This is a genomic window from Pseudomonas sp. NY15356 (assembly GCF_048068175.1).
GTDB classification, from domain to species: Bacteria; Pseudomonadota; Gammaproteobacteria; order Pseudomonadales; family Pseudomonadaceae; genus Aquipseudomonas; species Aquipseudomonas putida_K.
On sequence record NZ_JBLUPW010000003.1, the window covers coordinates 237,387 to 262,416 of the forward strand.

The 25,030-nt window shown below is 63.2% G+C and carries 23 protein-coding genes; 4 read left to right on the plus strand and 19 right to left on the minus strand.

From position 1 onward, the window contains the following. The first annotated feature begins 139 nt into the window (after positions 1–139). Entirely contained in the window at positions 140–1,369 is a 1,230-nt protein-coding gene (locus ACNFCI_RS04960; RefSeq protein ID WP_084855166.1) for a nucleoside recognition domain-containing protein, read from the plus strand. On the opposite strand, the gene ACNFCI_RS04965 is transcribed toward ACNFCI_RS04960, so the two are convergent. From ACNFCI_RS04965 to ACNFCI_RS05005, 9 genes are all read right to left on the minus strand, one after another. Next, entirely contained in the window at positions 1,351–1,974 is a 624-nt protein-coding gene (locus ACNFCI_RS04965; protein ID WP_416767523.1) for an ABC-type transport auxiliary lipoprotein family protein, read from the minus strand. The two genes, ACNFCI_RS04960 and ACNFCI_RS04965, sit on opposite strands and share 19 nt — an antisense overlap. Continuing rightward, complete coding sequence (locus ACNFCI_RS04970) at positions 1,971–2,909, minus strand: MlaD family protein (RefSeq protein ID WP_416767524.1); 939 nt, start codon at positions 2,907–2,909, stop codon at positions 1,971–1,973. Before ACNFCI_RS04970 ends, ACNFCI_RS04965 begins: the two co-directional genes overlap by 4 nt. 3 nt (positions 2,910–2,912) lie before the next feature. Continuing rightward, positions 2,913–3,707 carry an ABC transporter ATP-binding protein gene (locus ACNFCI_RS04975; protein ID WP_416767526.1) on the minus strand — a complete coding sequence of 265 codons (795 nt, stop codon included), beginning with the start codon at positions 3,705–3,707 and terminating at the stop codon, positions 2,913–2,915. Continuing rightward, complete coding sequence (locus tag ACNFCI_RS04980) at positions 3,704–4,837, minus strand: ABC transporter permease (protein ID WP_368828687.1); 1,134 nt, start codon at positions 4,835–4,837, stop codon at positions 3,704–3,706. The genes ACNFCI_RS04975 and ACNFCI_RS04980 overlap by 4 nt, the downstream gene beginning before the upstream one ends. A gap of 109 nt (positions 4,838–4,946) precedes the next feature. Beyond that, positions 4,947–5,969, minus strand: coding sequence for a DUF5924 family protein (locus tag ACNFCI_RS04985; protein WP_368828686.1), 1,023 nt, complete (start codon positions 5,967–5,969; stop codon positions 4,947–4,949). Between the two features lie 120 nt (positions 5,970–6,089). Next, positions 6,090–7,496: a M16 family metallopeptidase gene (locus tag ACNFCI_RS04990; protein ID WP_368828685.1), complete on the minus strand. Its 1,407-nt coding sequence runs from the start codon at positions 7,494–7,496 to the stop codon at positions 6,090–6,092. A gap of 29 nt (positions 7,497–7,525) precedes the next feature. Continuing rightward, the gene (locus tag ACNFCI_RS04995; protein WP_084855159.1) at positions 7,526–9,184 is read right to left on the minus strand and encodes a Na/Pi cotransporter family protein; all 1,659 of its coding nucleotides are present in this window, start codon (positions 9,182–9,184) and stop codon (positions 7,526–7,528) included. 237 nt (positions 9,185–9,421) lie between these two features. Then, the gene (locus tag ACNFCI_RS05000; protein WP_084855158.1) at positions 9,422–10,192 is read right to left on the minus strand and encodes a TerC family protein; all 771 of its coding nucleotides are present in this window, start codon (positions 10,190–10,192) and stop codon (positions 9,422–9,424) included. A gap of 64 nt (positions 10,193–10,256) precedes the next feature. After that, entirely contained in the window at positions 10,257–11,564 is a 1,308-nt protein-coding gene (locus ACNFCI_RS05005; RefSeq protein WP_368828684.1) for a CitMHS family transporter, read from the minus strand. A 268-nt stretch (positions 11,565–11,832) separates the two neighbouring features. On the opposite strand from ACNFCI_RS05005, the gene ACNFCI_RS05010 reads away from it, so the two are divergent. Then, positions 11,833–12,234, plus strand: coding sequence for a GFA family protein (locus tag ACNFCI_RS05010; protein WP_084855415.1), 402 nt, complete (start codon positions 11,833–11,835; stop codon positions 12,232–12,234). 24 nt (positions 12,235–12,258) lie between these two features. Here the strand turns inward: ACNFCI_RS05010 and ACNFCI_RS05015 are convergent, their stop codons facing one another. The 10 genes from ACNFCI_RS05015 to ACNFCI_RS05060 all read right to left on the minus strand — a co-directional run bounded on the left by ACNFCI_RS05015 (position 12,259) and on the right by ACNFCI_RS05060 (position 22,116). Continuing rightward, positions 12,259–14,217: a DUF4105 domain-containing protein gene (locus tag ACNFCI_RS05015; protein WP_368828683.1), complete on the minus strand. Its 1,959-nt coding sequence runs from the start codon at positions 14,215–14,217 to the stop codon at positions 12,259–12,261. After that, positions 14,214–14,534 carry a DUF2388 domain-containing protein gene (locus ACNFCI_RS05020; RefSeq protein ID WP_084855155.1) on the minus strand — a complete coding sequence of 107 codons (321 nt, stop codon included), beginning with the start codon at positions 14,532–14,534 and terminating at the stop codon, positions 14,214–14,216. The genes ACNFCI_RS05015 and ACNFCI_RS05020 overlap by 4 nt, the downstream gene beginning before the upstream one ends. Before the next feature lie 26 nt (positions 14,535–14,560). Then, on the minus strand, positions 14,561–14,854 hold the full coding sequence (locus ACNFCI_RS05025) for a DUF2388 domain-containing protein (protein ID WP_084855154.1): 294 nt from the start codon (positions 14,852–14,854) through the stop codon (positions 14,561–14,563). An 88-nt stretch (positions 14,855–14,942) separates the two neighbouring features. Further along, on the minus strand, positions 14,943–15,260 hold the full coding sequence (locus ACNFCI_RS05030) for a DUF2388 domain-containing protein (RefSeq protein WP_368828682.1): 318 nt from the start codon (positions 15,258–15,260) through the stop codon (positions 14,943–14,945). Between the two features lie 293 nt (positions 15,261–15,553). Then, the gene (locus ACNFCI_RS05035) at positions 15,554–15,769 is read right to left on the minus strand and encodes a DUF1127 domain-containing protein (protein ID WP_084855152.1); all 216 of its coding nucleotides are present in this window, start codon (positions 15,767–15,769) and stop codon (positions 15,554–15,556) included. 417 nt (positions 15,770–16,186) lie between these two features. Continuing rightward, positions 16,187–17,680 (minus strand): acetyl-CoA hydrolase/transferase family protein, encoded by a 1,494-nt coding sequence (locus ACNFCI_RS05040; RefSeq protein WP_084855151.1) that lies wholly within the window; start codon positions 17,678–17,680, stop codon positions 16,187–16,189. A gap of 209 nt (positions 17,681–17,889) precedes the next feature. Beyond that, positions 17,890–19,326: an NAD(P)(+) transhydrogenase (Re/Si-specific) subunit beta gene (locus ACNFCI_RS05045; RefSeq protein ID WP_084855150.1), complete on the minus strand. Its 1,437-nt coding sequence runs from the start codon at positions 19,324–19,326 to the stop codon at positions 17,890–17,892. A gap of 2 nt (positions 19,327–19,328) precedes the next feature. Continuing rightward, a complete protein-coding gene (locus ACNFCI_RS05050; protein ID WP_008097413.1) occupies positions 19,329–19,643 on the minus strand; it encodes an NAD(P) transhydrogenase subunit alpha in 315 nt (104 codons plus the stop codon). Positions 19,644–19,654: 11 nt separating this feature from the next. After that, positions 19,655–20,776: a Re/Si-specific NAD(P)(+) transhydrogenase subunit alpha gene (locus tag ACNFCI_RS05055; RefSeq protein WP_084855149.1), complete on the minus strand. Its 1,122-nt coding sequence runs from the start codon at positions 20,774–20,776 to the stop codon at positions 19,655–19,657. Positions 20,777–21,198: 422 nt separating this feature from the next. Beyond that, positions 21,199–22,116: a LysR family transcriptional regulator gene (locus tag ACNFCI_RS05060; protein WP_084855148.1), complete on the minus strand. Its 918-nt coding sequence runs from the start codon at positions 22,114–22,116 to the stop codon at positions 21,199–21,201. Between the two features lie 164 nt (positions 22,117–22,280). Between ACNFCI_RS05060 and ACNFCI_RS05065 the strand changes: the two genes are divergently transcribed. Both ACNFCI_RS05065 and ACNFCI_RS05070 read left to right on the plus strand, forming a co-directional pair. Next, on the plus strand, positions 22,281–23,462 hold the full coding sequence (locus tag ACNFCI_RS05065; RefSeq protein ID WP_084855147.1) for an acyl-CoA dehydrogenase: 1,182 nt from the start codon (positions 22,281–22,283) through the stop codon (positions 23,460–23,462). A 15-nt stretch (positions 23,463–23,477) separates the two neighbouring features. Beyond that, positions 23,478–24,698: a CaiB/BaiF CoA transferase family protein gene (locus ACNFCI_RS05070; protein WP_084855146.1), complete on the plus strand. Its 1,221-nt coding sequence runs from the start codon at positions 23,478–23,480 to the stop codon at positions 24,696–24,698. Positions 24,699–25,030: the final 332 nt, after the last annotated feature.

A 25,030-nucleotide genomic window follows, 5' to 3' on the forward strand; every position in this document is an offset into this window, starting at 1 on the left:
CGCCTGGTCGGGGCTTTTTGTTGGCTGGGAATCAGTGTTGGCGGTACTGGCCCAATCGCCGGCAAGCCGGCGATTGGGCCGGTACAGCCACCCTGGAATTCCGCTATCATTCGGAGCATTTTTCAGGGGGAACACACGGATGCTCAACGGCCTTTGGCTCGGCTTTTTCCTGGTGGCGGCAGTATCCGCCCTGGCCCAATGGTTGGTGGGTGGCAACGCCGGCATCTTCGCCGCGATGGTCGAGAGCATCTTCGCCATGGCCAAGCTCTCGGTGGAGGTCATGGTCCTGCTGTTCGGTACCCTCACCCTCTGGCTGGGCTTTCTGAAGATCGCCGAACAGGCCGGCATTGTCGAATGGCTGGCCAGGATTCTGGGCCCGCTGTTCGCCCGGCTGATGCCCGAAGTGCCGCCTGGCCACCCTGCCCTGGGCCTGATCACCATGAACTTCGCCGCCAATGGCCTGGGCCTGGACAACGCGGCCACGCCCATCGGCCTGAAGGCCATGCGCGCCCTGCAGGACCTCAACCCCAGCAGCACCACGGCGAGCAACGCACAGATCCTGTTCCTGGTGCTCAACGCCTCGTCGCTGACCCTGTTGCCGGTGACCATCTTCATGTATCGCGCCCAGCAAGGCGCCATGGACCCTACCCTGGTGTTCCTGCCGATCCTGCTGGCCACCAGCGCCTCGACCCTGGTGGGCCTGCTGTCGGTGGCGGTAATGCAGCGCCTGCGCCTTTGGGACCCGGTGGTACTGGCCTACCTGGTGCCTGGCGCCCTTTTGCTGGGGGCCTTCATGGCGTTTCTTGGCACCCTCTCGGCGACGGCGCTGGCCAGCCTGTCGTCGATCCTCGGCAACCTGACGCTGTTCGGCGTGATCGTCGTGTTCCTGGTCGTCGGCGCGTTACGGCGGGTCAAGGTCTATGAAGCGTTCGTAGAGGGCGCCAAGGAAGGTTTTGACGTGGCCAAGGGGCTGCTGCCGTACCTCGTCGCCATGCTTTGCGCGGTTGGCGTGCTGCGTGCCTCCGGCGCCCTGGAACTGGCGTTGGACGGTATTCGCCATACCGTCGAATGGATGGGCCTGGATACCCGCTTCGTCGAAGGCCTGCCCACAGCACTGGTCAAGCCGTTCTCCGGCAGCGCGGCGCGCGCCATGCTGATCGAAACCATGCAGACCCACGGTGTCGATAGCTTCCCTGCACTAGTAGCGGCGACCGTACAAGGCAGTACCGAGACCACCTTCTATGTGCTGGCGGTGTATTTCGGCGCAGTGGGCATCCAACGCGTACGCCACGCGGTAGGTTGCGCCCTGCTTGCCGAACTTGCCGGGGTGATTGCGGCGATCTGCGTCTGCTACTGGTTCTTCGCCTGAGCCTGGCTGGCCTGGGCGACCGTCCAGTCCACCAGTTGGCCCACTAGCCGGTCGCTCGCCGCGCCGAAACCGCCAACCACCGCCGAGACCTGCTTGTCGCCCAGCGGCTGGCGCACCTCGAAGCGGTGGCTGGCGAGGATGCGCTGGCTGCGGCCTTGCACCAGGCGTGCGTCATAGCGGATCACCACTTCCACGGCACCGTCGGCACGGTACTCGCTCTGGAAGGCCTGCAGCTCGCCGACCAGCTCGTAGTCGGCTTGCAGGTTGCTGTCATCGGCGCTCAGGCGCTGCACCCGGCCATCGCGCTGGAACCCATCGAGCAGGCGATTGCGCACCAGCAGCGGCACCGGGTCGCTCCAGCGCGCGCCCTTGTAGCTGCTGATCACATCGCCCTGTGGGATCACCGCGATGCGAGGCCCGGCCAGGGTTTCGCTGGCCAGCGGCTTGTTCAGGCGCAGTGACCAGTCCAGCGGTGGGGCCGTGCGGCCAGCCTGATTCACCGGCAGGCGGTAGATGTCCACCGGCTCGCTCTGCGGCAGGATCGAACAGGCCGTGGCCAGGCTCAGCGTGACGGCCAGCGCCAGAAGGCGCAGAGACGGTCTCATGGCTGGAACTCCTTGTTGTTGTCACGGCCCAGCAGGTAGCCGCTCGGGTCTGCTTCCAGGCGCCGGGAGATGCCCTTGAGGGCATTCAAGGTTTCGCGCAGCTCGCGGATGGCCGGGGCCAGCTGGTTCAGGCCTTGAGCGCCGTCGTCCAGGGCTTCGCGGTTGTCCTTGAGCAGGCTGTTGATGGTCGCGGTGCTTTCGGCCAGTGACTGCATGGCCTGTTCGGCGCTGTCGAAGGCCTGCCTGCCCTCGCTGCCGAGCAGCCCGTTGGCGTTGTGCATCAGGGCCTGGGTTTCGGCCAGGGTGGCGTTGGCCTGCTTGCCCACTTCGGCCAGTTGCTCGATGGCTTGGCTGATGCCGCCCTTGTTGTCGGCAAAGGCGCCGGTGGTCTGTTCCAGGTTGGCCAGGGTGTTGCTCAGGCGCTCGATGTTGCCTTCGGAGAACATCTGGTTGGCGTTGTGCAGCAGCAGGTTGACGTTGGTCACCAGGTCGCTGCTGTCGCTGAGCAGGCGCGAGATGGGCGATGGCGAGGCCACGATCACCGGCAGCTTGCCGTCTTTGCCTTTGAGCTCCGGGCTCTGCGGTGTACCGCCGCTGAGCTGGATGAACGCGTTGCCGGTGACCCCGGCGAGGGTCAGTTTGGCCTGGGTGTCTTCCTTGACCGGGGTATCGGCGCTCAGGCGAATGCGCGCCAGTACCCGGCGCGGGTCCTTGGGGTCAAGGCGCAGGGTGCTGACATCACCGACCTTGATGCCGTTGTATTGCACCGGGCTACCCCGGGATAGACCTGAAACGGCCTCATTGAACACCACTTCGTAGTCCTTGAAGGTGTCGTCCACGCTGGACTTGGTCAGCCACAGGCCGAACAGCATGGCACCGGCCACCACCAGGACGGTGACCAGGCCGATCAGGACATGATGAGCTCGGGTTTCCATTGTTCAGCGCTCCTGCCCGGCACTGGCGGCGGCATGCTCGGCCGCCCGCCCGCGTGGGCCGTGAAAGTATTCGTGGATCCAGGCATCGTCGGTCTGTTCGACCTGGGCCAGGGGGCCGGCCACCAGGACCTTCTTCTGGGACAGCACCGCGACCCGGTCGGTGATGGTGTAGAGGGTGTCCAGGTCGTGGGTGATCAGGAACACCGACAGGCCCAGGGCATCGCGTAACGTCAGGATCAATTGGTCGAAGGCCGCGGCGCCGATCGGGTCCAGGCCGGCGGTGGGTTCATCGAGGAACAGGATGTCCGGGTCCAGCGCCAGGGCCCGGGCCAGGGCGGCACGCTTGATCATGCCGCCGGACAGTGACGAGGGGTATTTGTCGGCGGCGGAGATCGGCAGCCCGGCCAGCGCCAGCTTGACCCCAGCCAGGTGCTCGGCGTCGGCACGGGACAGCCCGGCGTGCTCGATCAGCGGCAGGGCCACATTCTCGGTCACGGTCAGCGAGGAGAACAATGCGCCCTTCTGGAACAGCACGCCGAAACGCCGTTCCACTTGCGAGCGTTGTTCATTGTTCAACGTGGCCAGGTCTTGGCCGAAGACCTTGACCTGCCCTTCGTTGGGCCGGCGCAGGCCGATGATGCTGCGCAGCAGTACCGACTTACCGCTGCCGGAACCGCCGACCACGGCGAGAATTTCACCACGGTACAGGTCCAGGTCGAGGTTTTCGTGCACGCTCTGGCTGCCGAAGCGGTTGCAGATGCCCCGGGCCTCGATCACGGCTTCACGTACGCCACTCACCAGCCCATCTCCATGAAGAACAGCGCCGCCACGGCATCGAGCACGATCACCACGAAGATCGACTGGACCACGCTGGAGGTCGTGTGAGCGCCCACCGACTCGGCGCTGCCGGTGACCTTGAAGCCTTCGAGGCAACCGATGGCCGCGATCAGGAAGGCGAAGAACGGCGCCTTGACCAGGCCGACGAGGAAGTGCTGCACGCCGATATCGCTTTGCAGCAGCGAGAGGAACATGGCCGGTGAGATGTCCAGCGACAGGGCGCAGACCACTGCACCCCCGACGATGCCGCAGATCATCGCGACGAATGTCAGCAACGGCAGGGAGATCAGCAAGGCCAGCACCCGAGGGGCCACCAGCAGCTCGATGGGGTTGAGGCCGAGGGTGCGGATGGCGTCGATCTCTTCGTTGGCCTTCATCGAGCCGATCTGCGCGGTAAAGGCGCTGGCGGTGCGCCCGGCCATGAGGATCGCGGTCAGCAGCACGGCGAATTCACGCAGGAAGGAGAAGGCCACCAGGTCGACCGTGAAGATCGTGGCGCCGAAGTCGGCCAGCACCGTGGCACCGAGGAAGGCCACCACCGCACCCACCAGGAAGGTGAGCAAGGCGACGATGGGCGCGGCGTCCAGGCCGGTCTGCTCGATGTGCGCGACCACCGGCGTGACGCGCCAACGGTGGGGTTGCAGGGCCCGGCGTGCGAGGGTTTCCAGGATCAGGCCAATGAAGCCGAGCAGTTGCCGCGTATCCTGCCAGAGGGTCGCGACCGCGCAGCCGATGCGTTCGAGCAACAGCAGCAGGACGTGGCGCTCGGGCTCTTTGACCGGGATGCAGTAGTCCTGCACCGAGCAGTAGACGTTCTTGAGCAAGGCACGGCTGGCGTCGGGGAGCTCGGCGGTGCAGCGCGAGAGGCGCTCGGAGCCGAGCAGCTCGGCCAGCAGCGAGGCGCCGGCGGTGTCCAGGCGGCCCAGTTGGCTCAGGTCGGCGATGGCATCGTCGCCATATTGCGTGCGCAACTGATCGCTCTCGCGCTTGAGCTCGGCGTAGTGGGCCAGGGTCCAATCACCGGCAATGCGCAGGCAGGCCGGTTGGCTGCTGGTGTCCAGGGTGGCGCTAGGGGTGGTCATAGGCTCCATGCATCTGACAGGGCGCGAGGCGTCGACTCAGATCATAGCGTAATGGCGCCGTTGGGGATGCGCTGCTGCGCAGAGAACAGGTGGCTAGCGCCCTGCGCTCCCACAGATTTCATTGTGCTGGCGCATCCTCGATGATCTTGAAGCGCAGCACGCCGATCACCTGGCCATCCTCGGTCAGCACCCTCACCTGCCATTTGCCCACGGGGTTGGGCGGGAAGTTCTGCTTGTGGGTCCAGGCCCGGTAGCCCTCCTTGCGCCCACCATGGATATCCAGGGCGATGCGGTCCACCTCTTTGCCGTTCAACTGCCATACGTGGTAGATGCGCTCGTTCAGGCCGCGCGGAGCATTGATCGCGGTGTAGGCGTACAGGCCGCCGCTGCGGATGCGGCTGGCGGGGACTTCATCGAGCGAGTCCCCAGGCTGACGATTCTGCACTTCGGTGCTGACCGCCACTTCGGTCATCCACAGGGTGGCTGGCGGCACCCAGGAGCGCAGCAGCCAACCGCCGCCGCCTACGGTGAGGGTGACCAGCACGAGTGCCACCGCGCGACGCCAGTTGTTGATGGGGAAGCTGCTCGCAAGGCTGGGGAACGACAACGCCATGGCGATGATCAAGGCCAGCTTGAAGCTCTGCGCCGTGGTCAGGTGCAGGATGATCGGCAGGGCGGTCAGCAGCGCAGCGAACAGGGTCAGGGTGTGCAGCGCGAGGAACAGCCAACGCCTGGGCGCCAACCACTTGTAGTACAGCGGGTCGATGATCGAGATCAGCCCGGCGGCGGCAAGCAGGCCGGTGAATACCACCTGGCTGCTGTTCCAGGTGGTGGTGATGAAGAAGAACGGCAGGACGAAGAACAGGCTCTCCTGGTGGATCATCTGCGTGGCATAGCGCAGCAGCGGTTGCGGGATCTCGCGCTTGAAGACCTTGGTGAACAGGCCTGTAAGGGTGTTCTCCAGCATCAGCCAGATCCAGCTGACCAACATCAGCACGGCGATCCAGCTGGCCAGGCCGGCCTGGCGGTCGACCAGGATGAAGCTGCCGATACCGGACAGGAAACCGGCCAGCGCGATGACGCCGGGGTAGCGCTTGAGCAGCTCGATCACACGGATGACGAAGTGGGGTATTGGGGGCATGGGGGCAACAGAGAGGGCATGAATTTAGGAGGCCATACTGGCCCTGACCGGGACAAGCCCGCTCCTACAGGGGCGATAGGGCCGCAGCTGGCAATATGATGTTGCAAGGATACTGCCAAATCAGGGCTCGCGTGTAGCGTCGCCAGGCTTTGGCGCCGAATGGCGTCGACGTCGCAGCAGGCCGACGGCCAGAACCAGGCCCAGCAACAGCGCGACCAGCCCGTAGAGCTCGTCATAGCCTAGCAGCGGTTTCTCGATGCGCAGGTAACCCTGGGACTTGAGCATTTCACGCAGGGCCGCATCTGCCTGCTCGAGGCTGACCTGGCGCAGCTTGCGCGCGGGGTCCAGGAAGCGCCCATCGTTGTAGTTGTTGAGCGCGCTCCAGTAGTAGTCGGCCAGGGCGCTGTTGCCTTGGGTGTTCCAGCTTTCACGGGCAATGGCGGCGTCCTTGATGCGAGCGAAGGTATCCGGGTCCAGGCCGTGTTCGCGCAGGTGCTCGAACAGCTGCTGCAGCACTTTGACTGCGACATCCACATCCTGGCGCTCAAGGTCTGCGTTGAGCGCGAGCATGCCGGTATCGCCGAAGCTTTCGCGCCGCACCGATGGCCCGTAGGACAGGCCGTGGCGCAGGCGCAGCTGGTCGTAAAGAGCCCATTCCAGGTAGCGCGAGAGCACATCCAGGGTGGCCTCGTGGCCCTCTTCGAGTACCGGCTCGATGAACAGCCAGTGCAGCTTGACGTTGTCACCCAGCCAGCCGCGCGTCAGGTCGCGGCGTTGTTCGGCCTGCTGGCTGATGGACTCAAGGCTGCGGCGCTCACCCGGCTCGCTCGCCGGCAGCTCGCCGTAGGTGCGCTCCAGGTAGGCCGGCAACAGGCGGTCGAGGCCTCCGACCACGATCAAGGTCATGTTGTTGGCAGCGTACCAATGCTCGCGCAGGGCCTTGACCTGCTCCAGGGTCATGGCATCGACGTTGGAGCGCTCCGGGCACTTGAGGCCAAGCTCCACGGCCAACTGGTCGCTGCCGGGGTGGCCGATGTCCTGGCGGTCGAGCCAGCGTTGCAGGTGGCCGTAGTGGCCGCCATCCTCGCGTTCGATGATCTTCTTGGCCGTGGCCAGGGCCTTGGCGTCGATGGGCGTATCGCGGATCACCGCCAGCAGCAAGTCGAGCACCTTGCGCTGGTTGCGTGCCGGGGCTTCGATCACGAAAGTGGTGTCGGCGCTGCTGGTGTAGGCGTTCCACTCCCCGCCCAGGGCTTGGATGCGCTCTTCCAGGCCGCCTTCGCCGGTGTCGTCGATGCCATTGAACAACAAGTGTTCGAGCAGGTGCGGCAGCTCTTTCTGGTCGCAGTCGAAATCGTCCAGGCCGACGCCCACCACCAGGCGTATCGCCACGTGGTCGCGCTCGTAGCCGGATTTGAGGATCACCTGCAAACCGTTGGGCAACAGGTAGCCCTCTACCCGTGAGCGATCGAGGGCAAGCGAAGGGAGGCTGCAGATCAGCAGGCAAACGAACATCAGGCAACGCATTGGCGAGCGAGGGTCTCCGGTGTGCAAGTTCAGGACAGGCGGGCTTCGTCTGGCACGCTGTCGAGCAGAAGCCCGCCCGTATCCCCGCCGCCCAGTACCACATAGGCACTGCTGCAGAACAAAGAGTTCAATCGCTTCATGTCGGCGATCAGCTCCAAGTGTAGCGAACTGGTCTCGATACTTTGCACCACTTTACGTTGCAGGCGGCTGACATGGGCATGGGCAAGGCGCCGTTCCTGGGCGCGAAAACGACGTTTCTCGCGCAGCAGCAGGCGTGCGCTTTCCGGATCGGCGCTGAGGAACACCGACAATCCCAGGCGCAGGTTGGCCAATAGTTGCTCCTGAAGGCCGGTCAGCTCTTCCAGGCCGACCTGGGAGAACTCCCTGCGCTGGGACGTCTTCTGCTGCTGGACCTTGCGCAGCATGCGCTCGATCAGGTCGCTGGCAAGCTTGAGGTTGATCGCCAGCTCGATGATCTCGGCCCAGCGCCGGTTATCCTGCTCGCTGAGGTCTTCCCGGCTCATCTGCGCCAGGTACAGTTTGATGGCACTGTACAGCGCCTCGGCATCCTCGCCGAGGGCGCGTACCTGCTGCGGCAAGGCGGTCTGGGTGCCGCGCAGGGCGCCGAGCATCGCCTCGAGCAGGCTGTCGACGATATCACCCAGGCGCAGTGTCTCGCGGGCGGCGTTGGCCAGAGCCAGGCTAGGCGTGCCCAAGGCGGTTGCATCCAGATGGCGGGGCCGGATCTGCCCGTTGCCGTTGTCCCGATCGGGCAGCAGCCAGTTGCACAGGCGGCCCATGGGTTTGACCGTGGGCAGCATGATCAGGCAACGCAGGGTGTTGTAGAGCAGGTGGAAGCCGATCACCAGCTCTTGCGGGCTGAGGCTCAACGAGTCCATCCAGTCCACCAGTGGGTGCAGCACCGGGATCACCAGCACCAGGCCGATCAGCTTGTACAGCAGGCTGCCGAGGGCCACCCGGCGCCCGGCGGCGTTCTGCATGCTGGTGGTGAGGAACGCCAGCAGGCCGCTGCCGATGTTGGCACCGACCACCAGACCGATGGCCACCGGCAGGCTGATCACCTCTGCCCCGGCCAAGGTGGCGGTGAGCAGCACGGCAGCCAGGCTGGAATAGGACACCAGGGCGAACAGGGCGCCGATCAGGGCATCGAGCAGGATGTCGCCGGTCAGGGAGGCGAACAGCACGCGTACGCCTTGGGCGTGGGTGATCGGTGCGGCGGCCTGGACGATCAGTTGCAGTGCCAGGATGATCAGGCCCAGGCCAATGCCCACGCGGCCCAGCTGGCCAGCGCGGGTCTGCTTGCGCGACAGGAAGAAGATCACGCCGAGGAAGATCAGCAGCGGTGACAGCCACGAGAGGTCGAACGTCAGCACCCGCGCCATCAGGGCCGTCCCGACGTCGGCACCGAGCATGATCGCCAGGGCCGGGGTCATGACCATCAGGCCCTGGCCGACAAACGAGGTCACCAGCATCGCCGTGGCGTTGCTGCTTTGCACCAGGGCCGTGACCAGGATGCCGGCGATGAAGGCCAGCGGACGCTTGCTCATGTTCTGGCTGAGCACGCGGCGCAGGTTGGAGCCATATACCCGCAGGATGCCGGTACGCACGATGTGCGTGCCCCACACCAGCAAGGCCACGGCGGACAGCAGGTTGAGCAGGGTCAGCATGTTCCAGGCCCCCCTTGTTGCCGATGCCCCAGGCCGGGGCCAATGGTGAAGCCGTGAGCTTGTACCCGGGGGTGGGCGTTTTTATCCAAGGCTCACTCAAGCTTTAGTTGTTTTGCGGACCTGCCGCCAGCTTCGCATGCTCGGCAAGCTTTTGAAACATATCTGTCATGAAAGCGTTGTCATGACTCGGAAACGACAAAGGGCCCCGGAGGGCCCTCTGTTTTGCGCTTCCTGATCTTATTGACCCGGAATGTCCTTGCGCAGTTTCACTGGCTCGTGCTCTTTGCCTTCCTTGCGTGCCAAGGCGGTGCGCATGCGGATGTTGATCGCCTCCACCGCCAGGGAGAACGCCATGGCGAAGTAGACGTAGCCTTTCGGCACGTGCACGTCGAAGGATTCGGCGATCAGCACGGTACCGACCACGATCAGGAACGACAGCGCGAGCATCTTCAGCGACGGGTGCTTGTCGATGAAGTCGCTGATGGTGCCGGCGCACAGCATCATCACCAGAACCGCGACGATGATCGCAGCGATCATCACCGGTACATGGGAGACCATGCCGACCGCGGTGATCACCGAGTCCAGGGAGAACACGATGTCGATGATGGCGATCTGGATGATGGTGTAGAAGAACTTGCCGCCCGCGCCCTTGGGCTCGTCCTGGCTTTCGTCTTCGCCTTCCAGGCCGTGGTAGATCTCCTGGGAGCTTTTCCACAGCAGGAACAGGCCGCCGAAGAACAGGATCAGGTCGCGCCCCGAGATGCCTTGGCCGAAGACCTCGAACAGGTCGTCGGTCAGGCGCATTACCCAGGTGATCGACAGCAACAGCATGATGCGGGTGATCATGGCCAGGGCCAGGCCGAAGATCCGGGTGCGCGGCTGCATGTGCTTGGGCATGCGGCTGACCAGAATCGAGATCATGATGATGTTGTCGATACCGAGAACGATCTCAAGCGCGGTAAGGGTAAAAAAGGCAACCCAGATTTCCGGGCTGGTCAGCCATTCCATGTGTAATCCTTCGAGTGGTAGAGGCGATACGCCCGGCTGGGCGCATCGCGATGTGGGGTTCGCCTTACAGGCTGCTGAACAACGGGAAGATGCCCATCAGCAACGCGGCGAGCATTATGCACATGCACACGAGCACTGCCCACTTCAGTGTGAAGCGCTGGTGATCGCCGAATTCGATACCCGCCAGGGCCACCAGCAGGTACGTAGAAGGTACCAGCGGGCTCAGCAAATGTACCGGCTGCCCGACGATCGACGCACGGGCCATTTCCACCGGGCTGATGCCGTAGTGGCTGGCAGCTTCCGACAGTACGGGCAGCACGCCGTAGTAGAACGCATCGTTGGACATGAAGAAGGTGAACGGCATGCTGACGATGGCCGTGATCACCGCCAGGTACGGTCCCAGAGCGTCTGGAATCACGGCCAGCAGGCTTTTGGACATGGCTTCGACCATGCCGGTACCCGACAGGATGCCGGTGAAAATGCCCGCTGCGAAGATCAGGCCGGTCACCGCCAGCACGCTGCCGGCATGGGCGGCGATGCGGTCTTTTTGCTGCTGCAGGCAGGGGTAGTTGACGATCATGGCGATGCTGAAGGCGATCATGAACAGCACCGGCAACGGCAGCGTACCGGCGATCAGGGCCACCATCAGGGCTGCGGTCAGGGCGCCGTTGAACCAGATCAGCTTCGGCCGGCGCGCTTCAGGGAACTGCGAGACGCTGATTTCGCTGTGATCGATGTCGTCGGTAGGCAAATGGAGTTCGCCCAAACGGGCCCGTTCGCGTTTGCCGTACATGTAGGCAATGGCCAGGATCGCCAACACACCGAAGACCATGGCCGGGATCATCGGCACGAAGATGTCCGAAGGGTCGACGTGCAGGGCGCTGGCGGCGCGGGCGGTGGGGCCACCCCAAGGGGTCATGTTCATCACGCCGCCGGCCAGGATGATCAGGCCGGCCATGATTCGCGGGCTCATGCCCAGGCGGCTGTACAGCGGCAGCATGGCGGCGCAGCAGATCATGTAGGTGGTGGCGCCGTCACCGTCGAGGGAAACCACCAGGGCCAGCACCGCCGTGCCGACCGAGACTTTCAGCGGGTCGCCCTTGACCAGTTTGAGAATCTTGCGCACGGCCGGGTCGAACAGGCCGGAGTCGATCATCAGGGCGAAATAGAGAATGGCGAACATCAGCATCACGCCGGTGGGCGCAAGCTTGCTGATGCCTTCGAGCATCATCGGGCCGATATGGCTGTAGAAGCCCCCGAACAGGGCGAACAGGATCGGTACCAGGATCAGGGCGATCAAGGCCGACAGGCGCTTGGTCATGATCAGGTACATGAACGAAATGACCATGGCGAAGCCGAGGAAGGTCAGCATGGCAGTACTCCAGGCGTGGCGCGGCGAAAGGAAAGTCGATTCGGGCGGATCAGCGCGTCAGGCGCTGCGCGGGGAGCAAGCGGGGGGGAACAGCGAAAAGGCGGGCACAGGAAAACATCGGTATCACCATTGTTGTTGTTGATTGGGCCGGGCGCGGAATATTCCGGGTGCCCTGGCTGACCGGTCTGCTGCCGGTAGTGGGGCTATCCTATGGGCGCAACCTTTCAGCCAGCTTTCGCCTGGGACAAGGCGACCGGAGGTCATGCCGATGCCGAACGTACTGGAGGGGGGCTGCCATTGCGGCGCCCTGCGCTATCGTCTGGAGGGCGAGTTGAGGGATGTCGCCCATTGCCACTGCTCGATCTGTCGGCGGGTCAGCGGCGGGCTGGTGGTAACCTGGCTCACCTTGCCCCGTGAAGGTTTTCGGTGGTTGGCGGGTACACCCGACCGTTATGTCGCCCCCGCCAGTTGCAGCCGCTACTTCTGCGGCAACTGTGGGGCGCATGTGGCATTGGTGACCACGCGCAGTCCGCAGAGCATCGATGTGACAGTGGGGACCCTGGACCACCCAGAGCGGGTGCAGGCCAGGCGGCATATCTGGACCAGCAGCCGTTTACCGTGGCTGCACCTGGATGAGGATCTGCCGGGGGAGGCGCAGGAGCGCCTATAGCGATGGGATGGCCAGTACAGGCGGTCACGGTAATTGCAGGCCGCCTGCGGCCTTGTGCAGCGCTCGCAGGTGCTCGCCAATTTGTTTCACGTTGGCTTCGACCGCTGCGATTTCCCTGGCCCGCGAAGGCTCTAGCAGCGCGCGCACTTCCTTGTCCAGGTCGGTGCTCAGGCGCAGCAGCTGGGCCTGCCGTTCGCGGCTGACCTTTTCCAGGTGCTCGCGCTCCTGCGGCTGCGGCAGGCCATAGCCCTTGGCCTCCAGCAGCTCCGCCGGGCGGCTGAGGAAGCCGCTGTTGGCGAGCATCTGCTGCAAGGTCTCGTTGGCCTTGGTGATGCTGCCATCCTTGAGTGCCGTGGCATTGAGGTAGCGCTGTTTGACCTCGTCCTGGGCCAGCAGTAGCTGGCGGCGCAGGCTGGCCTGCTCGAGCAGGAGCAAGGCCGCGCTGGTGCGCAGGTCGGCCTGTGGGAACCAGACACGGCGCTGCTCGGCATCCAGGGCCAGCCAGTCCTCGACCTTGTCCTGCTTGATCGGCAGTTGCTTTTTCAAGACGTCGAACATGGCCTGGTAGCGCTCGCGGTAGGAGTCGAAGCGATAGCCCAGGCGCAGGGCTTCGCGTGGGTCGTCGAGCACGCTGGTATCGGCCAGCCCGCGTCCCTTGAGCACCTCCAGCAAGCCGTTGGGCATGATGCTGTCCAGGTCGTTGAAACGCGGGTTGCCGGTACCGCTGCGCAGCAATTTCAACGACTCCACCGCACAGTTGTTGGACAGGAAGAAGTAGCTGCCGTCATAGCTCCAGTGCATTTCAGCCGCCTGGCGCACCACGCTTTCCACTTCCTGGCGGGTCAGCTTGAGCGGGATCGAGGCCAGGCTGCGTAGCTCGGTCTTGGTGTATTCGTCGATCACCTGGCTCAACGGCAGCACGAACAGCCGCGAGGGGTAGGCGCCGGTCAGGCCGTCCCAGCTGGACAGCTGCAAGTCGTTGACGAATGCCCGGTAGGACAGCACCAGGTGCTGGTCCAGGTCCAGCCGGCAATCCGGGCCGCGTGGTCGGCCGGGGGCGCAGATGACCAGGCGTAGCATGCTATGGCCCCAGCGGCTGACCCAGTTCTGGTTGGCCTCGGCCAACAGGTAGTCGACTTCGTAGACCCGCTCGGGGTCGATCTCGCCCAAGGGCTGGCGGGCGAAGTCGCTGCCCGCATTGAGGAACGGCAGGCCGCTGGCGCATGGGGTGTGCTGCGGTGCCCAGCCGAAGTGCTCGCTCAGGTATTGGTTCAGGGCCGGCCGGCGGCAGGCGTAGCTCGGGTCGAGAAGGAAATACTCCATGTTGACCGCGATGTATTCCTTGGGACTGCTCAGCTCGTAGCTGTCGGGGCTGCGCACGAACTGGCCGTTGTGCTGCTCGCGCTCGCCGCGCCGGCCGACGTACTGCGGCCAGCCGGCCAGATCGAGCAAGCGTGGGTCATCGCTCAAGGTGAAGCGCCGTTCTGCCTGGCCGCGGCACTGTTGCGGCAGGCCGATCTTGCCCAGGCTGCCTTGTTGGCGCTTGCAACGAGTGATCAGCTGACGCTCGGCGGCAGGCCACAGGCGCGCGCGGTCGTAGATGTGGGTCAGTTCATGGAGCACCGTGGCCAGCAGTTCCTGGCGCACCGTGCCGTGGGGGCGGCCGGTCTGCTCGCGGGCGGCGCTGCCATCGACCAGGCCGGGCAATAGGCGGCGGTTGAGGTCGAGCGTCGAGACCAAGGAGGCCTGGCCGTAGGCATCGGCAGGCATGTGCGCGTTCCAGCCGACCAGGATGTGCCGGTCCAGTTGCTGTTTGAAGCGCGGCGGAAGTTTCGCCATGGCCTCGTCGAGCAGGGCCTGGGTGGCCTGCTGCTGCTGAGGGTCGAGGCCGGTTGTCTGCAGCTCGAGCTGCAGATCTGCCAGAGCGGGCGTGCCGAGCAGCGTCAGGGCGCAGCCCAGCAGCCAGGCACGCACGCGCTTCACAGGGCGAGAATGGCTTCGGCCAATACCTGGTCGCTGGCGTCGCGCGCTTCGGGGACGCGCTGGCGAATGGTGTTGAAGGCGGCTTCGAGCTGGGCGCCCCGGATCTCGCCGCGGCTGGCGACAAAGCTGGCCGCGTCGTCGTGGGCTTGCTGCACGACCTTCGAATCGCGGATGGAGGTGGTGGTATCAGAGGTGAAATCGATCGAACGGCCAAAGGCACGGACGATGATATTGCTGGTGGCCACCAGGGTTTGTGCCTGGGCCAGGTCTGCCAGCAGCAGCATGCCGAGGGCGGCGGCAATCAGCGGTTTACGCATGGAGCATCTCCGGAGGATACGGGTATTCATTGGACGAGAATCGCTTCGGCCAGTTCAAGGTCGCCGACAGAATGATGCGGGTGGGCATGACGTAGCGAACTGAGGGCCGCCTGCAGGCGTGCGCCACGGATCAGGCCGTCTGTGGCGACGAAGGCCGCGGCATCGTCACGGGCTTGGATGACCAGTTTGCGATCGAACGGCGCGGTGGTCACCTGGCTGGTGACATAACCGCTGGCGACCAGGCTCTGGGTGGTGACATCCATGGCATGGGCGCTTCCCATGCCGACGAAGGCGAACAGCAATGGCAACAGATAACGCATGACTTTCGAGAGACGTTGGACGTGGACGGCGAAGGCTACCCCGGAAGCGCCGGCCAAGGCCAGCGTATCCGGGTTGGAGCGTCGTGGATCAGAGCGCCAGGATGGCCTGGGCCAGTTGCACGTCGCTGGCTTGCAGGCTTGGCTGCTGCTCGCGGATATGAATGAAAGCGCTTTCCAGCTTGGCGCCGCGGATGGCGCCTTCGCTGCCGACGAAGGTTGCGGCATCGTCACGGGCGGCCTGGACGATCTTGTCGTCTTTCAAGGACGAGGAGAGATCGGAAGTCGCGTCGGTGGAGGCGGCAACACCGCGCACGACCGCGTCAGTCGTGACGACGAAGCTGGAGGCGTTGGCAGTGCCGGCCAGGGCCAGCAGCAGGGCGGCGCCGATGAAATGGTTACGGGACATGGTCGTGGACTCCTGCGTAAGGGTCGTGGGGTGGTTCTGGTTATCGGGCGTCGCTCGGCTCGTCACGGTATTTGCCAAGCGGCTGAAGCGAAGCGTATCACGCGCCAGTGCAATGCAGCTCATCGACGACAGTTTTTGCGTAACTGTTTCGGTGCTAATTAGTTATTCGAAAACTGTATTGGTTCTGACTGTAAGCCCCATGCCAGACGTTTGGAAAACAAAAAGCCCGTCGCGGTCTCCCGCGACGGGCTTCAGGAATTCTGGGGTGCTGGCCGAGGCCAGCGAGCCCGGGCTTAGCGCCAGAACGGCTTGCTCAGCTCTTCGTAACGCTGCGACTCGCTGATACCGGCGTCGGCCAGCAGGCGGGCGTCCAGGCGAGCCAGCTGACGGCGGCTGGAGACGCGGCGCTGCCACAGCAGCAGGGTCGACAGGGCGCGCAGAGGCAGCGAAGCGTGGGAGGCTTGAGCGTTGTTTTCAAAAACCAGGTCGGAACTGAGGGTGCGTTCCATGATGTGTCATCCTTCCGCTTGTGGCGGCATTAGGTAGTGATTTAACTGATGCCAATGATCCTCCTCCGTCGTCCAGAACAGTAGATACAGTTCATCTGTATTGCGATGGCTCAGTTAACTGTTTAACCCGACTGTTGCACTTGAAATTGGCGCAACTGTACTGGTCAGCACTGATTTGGTGCATTTTTTAACTGTGAAGGAATCTGCGAGGCGGGAAGGCCGGTTATTTACCGGTACAGTTGAACAGTTTTTGGTAGTTTCTGTTCGGGCTGTTTTGAAACTGTGGTGGTCGTCTGTAGGAGCGGGCTTGTCCCGCGATCAAGGGCGAAGCCCTTGCCTGCCTAAAAACGTGATGGCAGGGCAGCCTAATCGCGGGGCAAGCCCGCTCCTACAGGGTTCAATCAAGACAGCTGTGGATCAGCTGGCGAGCATGCGTCCACTTTCTTCCAGGTTTTCGTGCCAGCTCAGCGCCTCGCGCAGGATGTGCGGGGTATGGCCGCCACGCTGACAGGCGCGGTCGAAGTAGTCGTTGAGCGCAGCGCGGTAGTCTGGGTGTACACAGTTGTCGATGATCGCCCGGGCACGTTCGCGTGGCGCCAGACCGCGCAGGTCGGCCAGGCCTTGCTCGGTGACGAGGATATCCACGTCGTGCTCGGTGTGGTCGACATGGCTGACCATCGGAACCACGCTGGAAATCGCACCGCCCTTGGCGATCGACTTGGTGACGAACACCGCCAGGTGGGCGTTGCGGGCGAAGTCGCCGGAGCCACCGATGCCGTTCATCATCTTGGTGCCGCAGACGTGGGTCGAGTTGACGTTGCCATAGATGTCGAACTCAAGCGCAGTGTTGATGCCGATGATCCCCAGGCGGCGCACCACTTCCGGGTGGTTGGAGATCTCTTGCGGGCGCAGCACAAGCTTGTCCTTGTAACGCTCCAGGTTGCCGAACACATCGGCATTGCGGCGCGTCGACAGGGTGATCGAGCTGCCCGAGGCGAAGCGCAGCTTGCCGGCGTCGATCAGGTCGAAGGTCGAGTCCTGCAGGACTTCGGAGTACATGGTCAGGTCTTCGAACGGCGACTCGATCAGGCCGCACATCACCGCGTTGGCAATGCTGCCGATGCCTGCCTGCAGTGGGCCGAGCTTGTTGGTCATGCGGCCTGCGTCCACTTCGCGCTTGAAGAAGTCGATCAGGTGATCGGCGATGGCCTGGGTCTCGTGGTCCGGTGGCAGCACGGTGGACGGCGAGTCCGGCTGGTCGCTGATGACGATGCCGACGATCTTCGCCGGGTCGATCGGAATGGCGGTGCTGCCGATGCGGTCATCCACCTTCACCAACGGGATCGGGGTGCGAGTCGGGCGGTAGGTGGGGATATAGATGTCGTGCAGGCCTTCGAGGTTGGCATTGTGCGACAGGTTGATCTCGACGATGACCTGCTTGGCGAAGATCGCGAAGCTAGCCGAGTTACCCACCGAGGTGGTCGGTACGATGTGGCCTTGTTCGGTGATCGCCACCGCTTCGATGACTGCGATGTCCGGCAGCTTGAGCTGCTGGTTGCGCAGTTGCTCGACGGTTTCCGACAGATGCTGGTCGATGAACATCACCTGGCCGTCATTGATGGCCTTGCGCAGGGTGCTGTCCACCTGGAACGGCATGCGCCGGGCCAGGACACCGGCCTCGGTCAGCTGCTTGTCCAGGTCGTTACCCAGGCTGGCGCCGGTCATCAGGCTGATCTTCAGGGGCGATTGCCTGGCGCGTTCGGCCAGGGCATGGGGCACGGCCTTGGCTTCGCCGGCGCGGGTGAAACCGCTCATGCCGACGGTCATGCCGTCCTGGATCAGGCCAGCGGCATCAGCCGCACTCATTACCTTGCTGTGCAGGGAGGACAAGCGGATACGATCACGGTACATGGATTGTTATCTCGGGCTACTGAAGCTACTGGAGCGCAGTCTAGAGATTTCACCCGGTGCCGTCCCGCGACCATGGTCGTAGGCGAAGGCTGGAAATAGAGCCGTTGATCTGGATCATCTAAATGCGAAGCCCCCGGGAAGGTCGTTCCCGGGGGCTGTTCAAGCGGGCTTGTCGGCGATGAGCTGCGAACTGCCCCGGGAGAGGCGTATTACTCGACCGCCTTGACCATGTCCTCGATCACCTTCTTGGCATCGCCGAACACCATCATGGTCTTGTCCAGGTAGAAGAGTTCGTTATCCAGCCCAGCATAGCCGCTGGCCATGGAGCGCTTGTTGACGATGATGGTCTTGGCCTTGAACGCCTCGAGGATCGGCATGCCGGCGATAGGCGACTTGGGGTCGTTCTTCGCAGCAGGGTTGACCACGTCGTTGGCGCCCAGCACCAGCACCACATCGGCCTGGCCGAAGTCGGCGTTGATGTCTTCCATCTCGAACACCTGGTCGTATGGCACCTCGGCCTCGGCCAGCAGCACGTTCATGTGCCCGGGCATACGACCTGCCACCGGGTGGATCGCATACTTCACGTTCACCCCGTTGTGGGTCAGCTTCTCGGTCAGCTCCTTGAGCGCATGCTGGGCGCGGGCCACCGCCAGGCCGTAGCCAGGAACGATGATCACACTGTCGGCGTTGCTCAACAGGAAGGTAGCATCGTCGGCCGAGCCGGACTTCACCGGGCGCTGCTCCTTGGAGCCGGCAGCTGCGCCTGCGTCTACATCAGCGCCGAAGCCGCCGAGAATGACGTTGAAGAACGAGCGGTTCATCGCCTTGCACATGATGTAGGAGAGGATTGCACCGGACGAGCCCACCAGGGAGCCTGCGATGATCAGCATCGAGTTGTTCAGCGAGAAGCCGATACCCGCCGCGGCCCAGCCCGAGTAGCTGTTGAGCATCGACACCACCACCGGCATATCGGCGCCACCGATCGGGATGATGATCAGCACGCCCATGATGAAGGCCAGGGCCAGCATCAGGGTGAAGGCGCTGTAATGGCCGGTGAAGGTGAACAGCAGGCCCAGTGCGATGGTGGTCAGGCCCAGGATCAGGTTCAGCTTGTGCTGGCCGGCGAATTGTACCGGTGCGCCCTGGAACAGGCGGAACTTGTACTTGCCAGACAGCTTGCCGAAGGCGATCACCGAGCCGGAGAAGGTGATAGCACCGATCGCAGCACCCAAGAACAGCTCCAGGCGGTTGCCGGTGGGGATCGGGTCGCTGATGCTGGCGACGATGCCCAGCGATTGCGGTTCGAGTACCGCGGCGATGGCGATGAACACCGCTGCCAGGCCGATCATGCTATGCATGAAGGCGACCAGCTCAGGCATCTTGGTCATTTCCACGCGCTTGGCCATGATCGAGCCTGCGGTACCGCCGATCAGCAGGCCGACGATCACGTAGCCGATGCCGGCGGTGGCCAACTCGGCACCGAGCTTATAGATGAGGCCGACAGTGGTGAGGATCGCGATCCCCATCCCGATCATGCCGAACAGGTTGCCCCGACGCGACGTCGTCGGGTGCGACAGCCCCTTGAGCGCCTGGATGAAGCAGACCGAGGCGACCAGGTAGAGAAGCGTTACCAGATTCATGCTCATGCTTACTTCTGCGCCTCGTTCTTGGTTTTCTTCTTGAACATTTCCAGCATGCGGCGGGTGACCAGGAAGCCACCGAAGACGTTGACCGCCGCCAGGGCCACGGCCAAGGTCCCCATCACCTTGCCGGCAGGGGTGACAGTCAGGGCGGCAGCCAGCATGGCGCCGACGATGACGATTGCGGAAATGGCGTTGGTAACGGCCATCAACGGCGTGTGCAGGGCCGGGGTGACGTTCCATACCACGTGGTAGCCCACATAGATGGCCAGCACGAAGATGATCAGGTTGTAGATGCCATGGGAAATCAGCATGTCTTCCATTGTCGTGCTCCTTAGCCGTTCTTGCGCACGACCTGGCCGTCGCGGCACATCAGGCACGCGGCGACGATGTCGTCTTCGAGGTTAATGACCAGCGCGCCGTCCTTGTCGAACAGCAGCTTCATGAAGTCCAGCAGGTTGCGTGCATACAGCGCCGAGGCGTCCGCAGCCACCTGGGCCGGTAGGTTGGTCGGGCCGACGATGGTCACGCCGTTCTCTACGACTACCTGGTCCGGTACGGTCAGCGGGCAGTTGCCGCCCTGGGCGGCAGCCAAGTCGATGACCACGGCGCCGGGCTTCATCTGCGCGACGGTTTCCGCGCTGAGCAGGGTTGGCGCCTTGCGCCCCGGGATGAGCGCTGTGGTGATGACGATATCGGACTGTTTGGCGCGCTCGTGCACCGCCTGGGCCTGGCGCTGCATCCAGCTGGCCGGCATGGGGCGGGCGTAACCGCCGACACCTTCGGCGCACTCGCGCTCTTCATCGGTTTCGTAGGGAACATCGATGAACTTGGCGCCGAGCGACTCGATCTGCTCCTTGACTGCTGGGCGCACGTCCGAGGCCTCGATCACCGCCCCCAGGCGCTTGGCCGTGGCGATGGCCTGCAGGCCAGCGACGCCAGCGCCGAGGATCAGCACGCGAGCAGCTTTCACGGTACCTGCGGCAGTCATCAACATAGGCATGAAGCGCGGGTAGTGATGGGCAGCCAGCAACACGGCCTTGTAGCCGGCAATATTGGCCTGGGACGACAGCACGTCCAGGCTTTGGGCGCGCGATGTGCGTGGCGCGGCCTCAAGGGCGAAGGCGGTAATGCCGCGCTCGGCCATCTTGGCGATCAGTTCGCTGTTGAACGGGTTGAGCATGCCTACCAGCAGGCTGCCGCTGTTGATCTGGGCAAGCTCCTGGTCGTTGGGCGCGACGACCTTCAACACCAGCTGCGCGCCGAATGCATCGGCAGCGTTGCCCAGGGAGGCGCCAACGGCTTCATAGGCACTGTCCGGAATGCTGGCGTTGAGCCCTGCCCCCCGTTGGACGGTGACCTGATGCCCCTGGCCAACCAGCTTCTTGATGGTTTCCGGGGTAGCGGCGACCCGCGTTTCGCCCGTCTGCGTCTCGAGAGGAACACCAATGTGCACGACTTTGTCTCCTGCGGTGACCTTTTGTCTTTGTTGAAACCAGTGCACTTCGGGTGGTGCATCTGGAGCGGCCGTTCAGCAACGAACCCGCCTGAATCCCGGGCGGGCCGAGCATTTTGCAGACGAACCGAAGGGGCTTCAACCGGTTCTGGAGCGATACGAAGCCAAAACTACAAGTCACCCTGTGACCGTATGTCGCAACGATTCGAAAGCAGCCCGTCAAATGCGGGCAATTCAGAGATTACGGCAAAATTTGCAATTTTTTGTAGGCGTTGCGCGGATACGTTCGTGGATGTCGCAAATAAACCCTGAAAGCCGCGTGGTTGGGAGGCTTGAGTGCATTTTTCAGATAAGCAGGAACAGTTTGTTTATTCGCGACAATTCCTTATATCTGTAGGTGTTTAAAATAATTGACTACAGAGTCAGGAATGAAGGTCGTCACGGTGGGTTGCGGTATAGCGTGCGGCCTGTTCTACCAGCCAGTCGCGGAAGGCCCGAAGCGAGGCGGATTCCACCTTGCGCTCCGGAATCATCAGGTAGTAGGCCTTGGCGCTGGTCAGGGCCTGGCGATTGGCGATGACCAGCCTGCCCTCCTCCAGCTCGCGCTGGATGAGGAACGGCGGAATCAGTGCAATGCCCATCTCATGCATGGCTGCCTGGGCCAGCATGGAGAATAGCTCATAGCGTGGGCCTGTCATGTCGCGTTCCACGGTCATGCCCAGCTTGCCGAACCATTGGCGCCAGGCGTAGGGCCTGGTGGTTTGCTGCAGCAGCGGCAACTCGGCGATGCGCTGTGCCTCCAGGCTGGCCTGCCCTCCCAACAGCGTCGGGTTGCATACAGGCACGGGGTTTTCGCCCATCAGCCGGTGGGACTGGGTGCCGGACCAGTCCGCGTCCCCGAAATAGATAGCGGCATCGAAGGCTGTATCGGCGAACAGGAACGGACGCGTGCGGTTGGTGAGGTTGACCGTGACTTCCGGATGACGCTGTTGGAAATCCTTCAACCGCGGCAGCAGCCATTGCGTGCCGAATGTCGGCACCACGGCCAGTTCGATCACGTTGGCGCCCTGCTGGCGCATCACCGACAAAGTGTCTCGTTCCACCGCGTCGAGTTGCGCAGCCACCTGGCGGCTGTAGGAAAGGCCGGCCTCGGTCAGCTTTACGCCGCGGCGAGAACGCCTGAACAGCTCGACATTGAGAAAGGCTTCCAGGCCGCCGATCTGGCGACAAACGGCCCCTTGCGTCAAGGCCAGTTCCTGCGCCGCCTTGGTGAAGCTCTCGTGGCGGGCGGCCGCTTCGAAGCAGACCAAGGCCGTGGTGCTGGGGATCTTGCGGCGCATGTACGTTAACCTCACTTCTCGGGCGTTGAATATGGCGTTTTGTACCATTTCGGAGTGAAAAAATATCACTAAAGCGTGCGCAATCCTCGTTTGTCCCCGCGGTTGATCAGGCCTAGGATCAAGGCACAAGATATTTTCGTTCCCATATTTCGAGGAATTCGCTCATGGCCGGTAAAGCAAGCTTCAACTGGATCGACCCGCTGCTGCTCGACCAGCAGCTCACTGAAGAAGAGCGCATGGTTCGTGACAGCGCCTATCAGTTCGCCCAGGACAAGCTGGCCCCACGCGTGCTGGAGGCCTTCCGCCACGAGCAGACCGACCCTGCGATCTTCCGTGAAATGGGCGAAGTCGGCCTGCTGGGTGCGACGATTCCGGCCGAGTACGGTGGCAGCGGCTTGAATTATGTGTGCTACGGCCTGATCGCCCGTGAGGTGGAGCGCATCGACTCTGGCTACCGCTCGATGATGAGCGTGCAGTCGTCGTTGGTGATGGTGCCGATCAATGAGTTCGGCAGCGAAGCGCAGAAACAGAAATACTTGCCCAAGCTGGCCACCGGTGAGTGGATCGGCTGCTTCGGCCTGACCGAGCCCAACCATGGTTCCGACCCAGGCTCGATGATCACCCGTGCACGCTCGGTCGACGGCGGCTACCGTCTGACCGGCAGCAAGATGTGGATCACCAACAGCCCGATCGCCGACGTGTTCGTGGTCTGGGCCAAGGATGATGCCGGCGATATCCGCGGCTTCATCCTCGAGAAGGGCTGGGAAGGCCTGAGCGCTCCGGCCATCCATGGCAAGGTTGGCCTGCGTGCGTCGATCACCGGTGAAATCGTCATGGACAACGTGTTCGTGCCGCAAGAGAACATCTTCCCCGAAGTGCGAGGCCTCAAAGGCCCGTTCACCTGCCTGAACTCGGCCCGCTATGGCATCTCCTGGGGCGCGCTGGGTGCGGCCGAGGCGTGCTGGCATACCGCTCGCCAGTACACCCTGGACCGCAAGCAGTTCGGCCGCCCGCTGGCGGCCAACCAGCTGATCCAGAAGAAGCTGGCCGATATGCAGACCGAGATCACCCTGGCCTTGCAAGGCTGCCTGCGCCTGGGCCGGATGAAGGACGAAGGCACCGCAGCAGTGGAAATCACCTCGATCATGAAGCGCAACTCCTGCGGCAAGGCCCTGGATATCGCGCGCATGGCTCGCGACATGCTCGGCGGCAATGGCATCTCCGACGAGTTCGGTGTGGCCCGTCACCTGGTCAACCTCGAGGTGGTGAATACCTACGAAGGCACCCATGACGTCCATGCGCTGATCCTTGGCCGCGCCCAGACCGGCATTCAGGCGTTCTACTGATCGGAGGAGCCTGCCATGGGGGCGCTATCACATTTGCGGGTGCTGGACCTTTCGCGCGTGCTGGCGGGGCCTTGGTCCGGCCAGATCCTCGCCGACCTTGGGGCCGACGTGATCAAGGTCGAGCGCCCTGGCACGGGTGATGACACCCGCTCCTGGGGCCCGCCCTTCCTCAAGGACGCCCAAGGCGAGAACACCAGCGAGGCGGCTTATTATCTGTCGGCCAACCGCAACAAGCGGTCGGTGACCATCGACTTCACCCAGCCGGACGGCCAGCGCCTGGTGCGCGAGTTGGCGGCGAAGTCGGATATCGTCATAGAGAACTTCAAGGTAGGTGGGTTGGCCGCCTATGGGCTGGACTACGAGAGCCTGAAAGCGGTCAACCCGAAGCTTATCTATTGTTCGATCACCGGGTTCGGGCAAACCGGGCCTTATGCCAAGCGTGCGGGCTATGACTTCATGATCCAGGGGCTGGGTGGGCTGATGAGCCTGACCGGGCGCCCCGAGGGTGACGAGGGGGCTGGCCCTATAAAGGTTGGCGTTGCCTTGACCGACATCCTGACCGGGCTCTACTCGACGGTCGCGATCCTGGCGGCTCTGGCCTATCGTGACCAGACTGGCGTCGGTCAGCATGTCGATATGGCGCTGCTGGATGTGCAAGTAGCCTGCCTGGCGAACCAGGCGATGAACTACCTCACCACGGGCACGCCGCCTCGGCGCCTGGGCAATGCACACCCGAACATCGTGCCTTATCAGGACTTCCCGACCGCGGATGGCAATTTCATCCTCACCGTGGGCAACGATGGTCAGTTCCGCAAGTTCGCCGAAGTAGCCGGGCAGCCGCAGTGGGCGGATGACCCACGCTTTGCCACCAACAAGCAGCGGGTTGCCAACCGTGCCGAACTGATTCCATTGATTCGCCAGGCCACGGTGTTCAAGACCACGGCCGAGTGGGTCAGCGAATTGGAAAAGGCCGGCGTGCCCTGCGGGCCGATCAACGACCTGGCGCAGATGTTCCAAGACCCGCAGGTGCTGGCCCGAGGCTTGGCGCTGAATATCGCCCACCCGCTTGCGGGCAGTGTGCCGCAGGTGGCGAGCCCTATTCGGTTGTCCGAAACACCGGTGGAATATCGTCAGGCCCCTCCTTTGCTGGGTGAGCATACCAATGCGGTACTGGAGGAGGTGTTGGGGATGGATGTCGAGGCGGTACAGCGCTTGCGGGGGGCTGGGGTGCTGTGAACTGCTGGTAGCTATAAGCAGCGGGAAGGCCGAAAGGCTTTCCCGTTTTGTTTTTCGGCGATATTAAAGTTTTTTGAAAATAACGGTTGACGTGCCGTTTCAGAGGCCTATAATGCGCCCCACTTCCGACGCAGTCGAAACGAAAAACTCCTTGAGATTCAATTGGTTGAACGCTTCAGGTAGTATCGGAAGGCTTCGGTCTCACAGATCGACAGCGGTGAAAAAAGGCAGTTGACAGCAGGTTTTAACGCTGTATGATTCGCCTCCCGCTACGAGAGATCGCAGCGAGTTAAGCGGTTGAAGTTGAACGAAAAACTTCAAAATAAACGCTT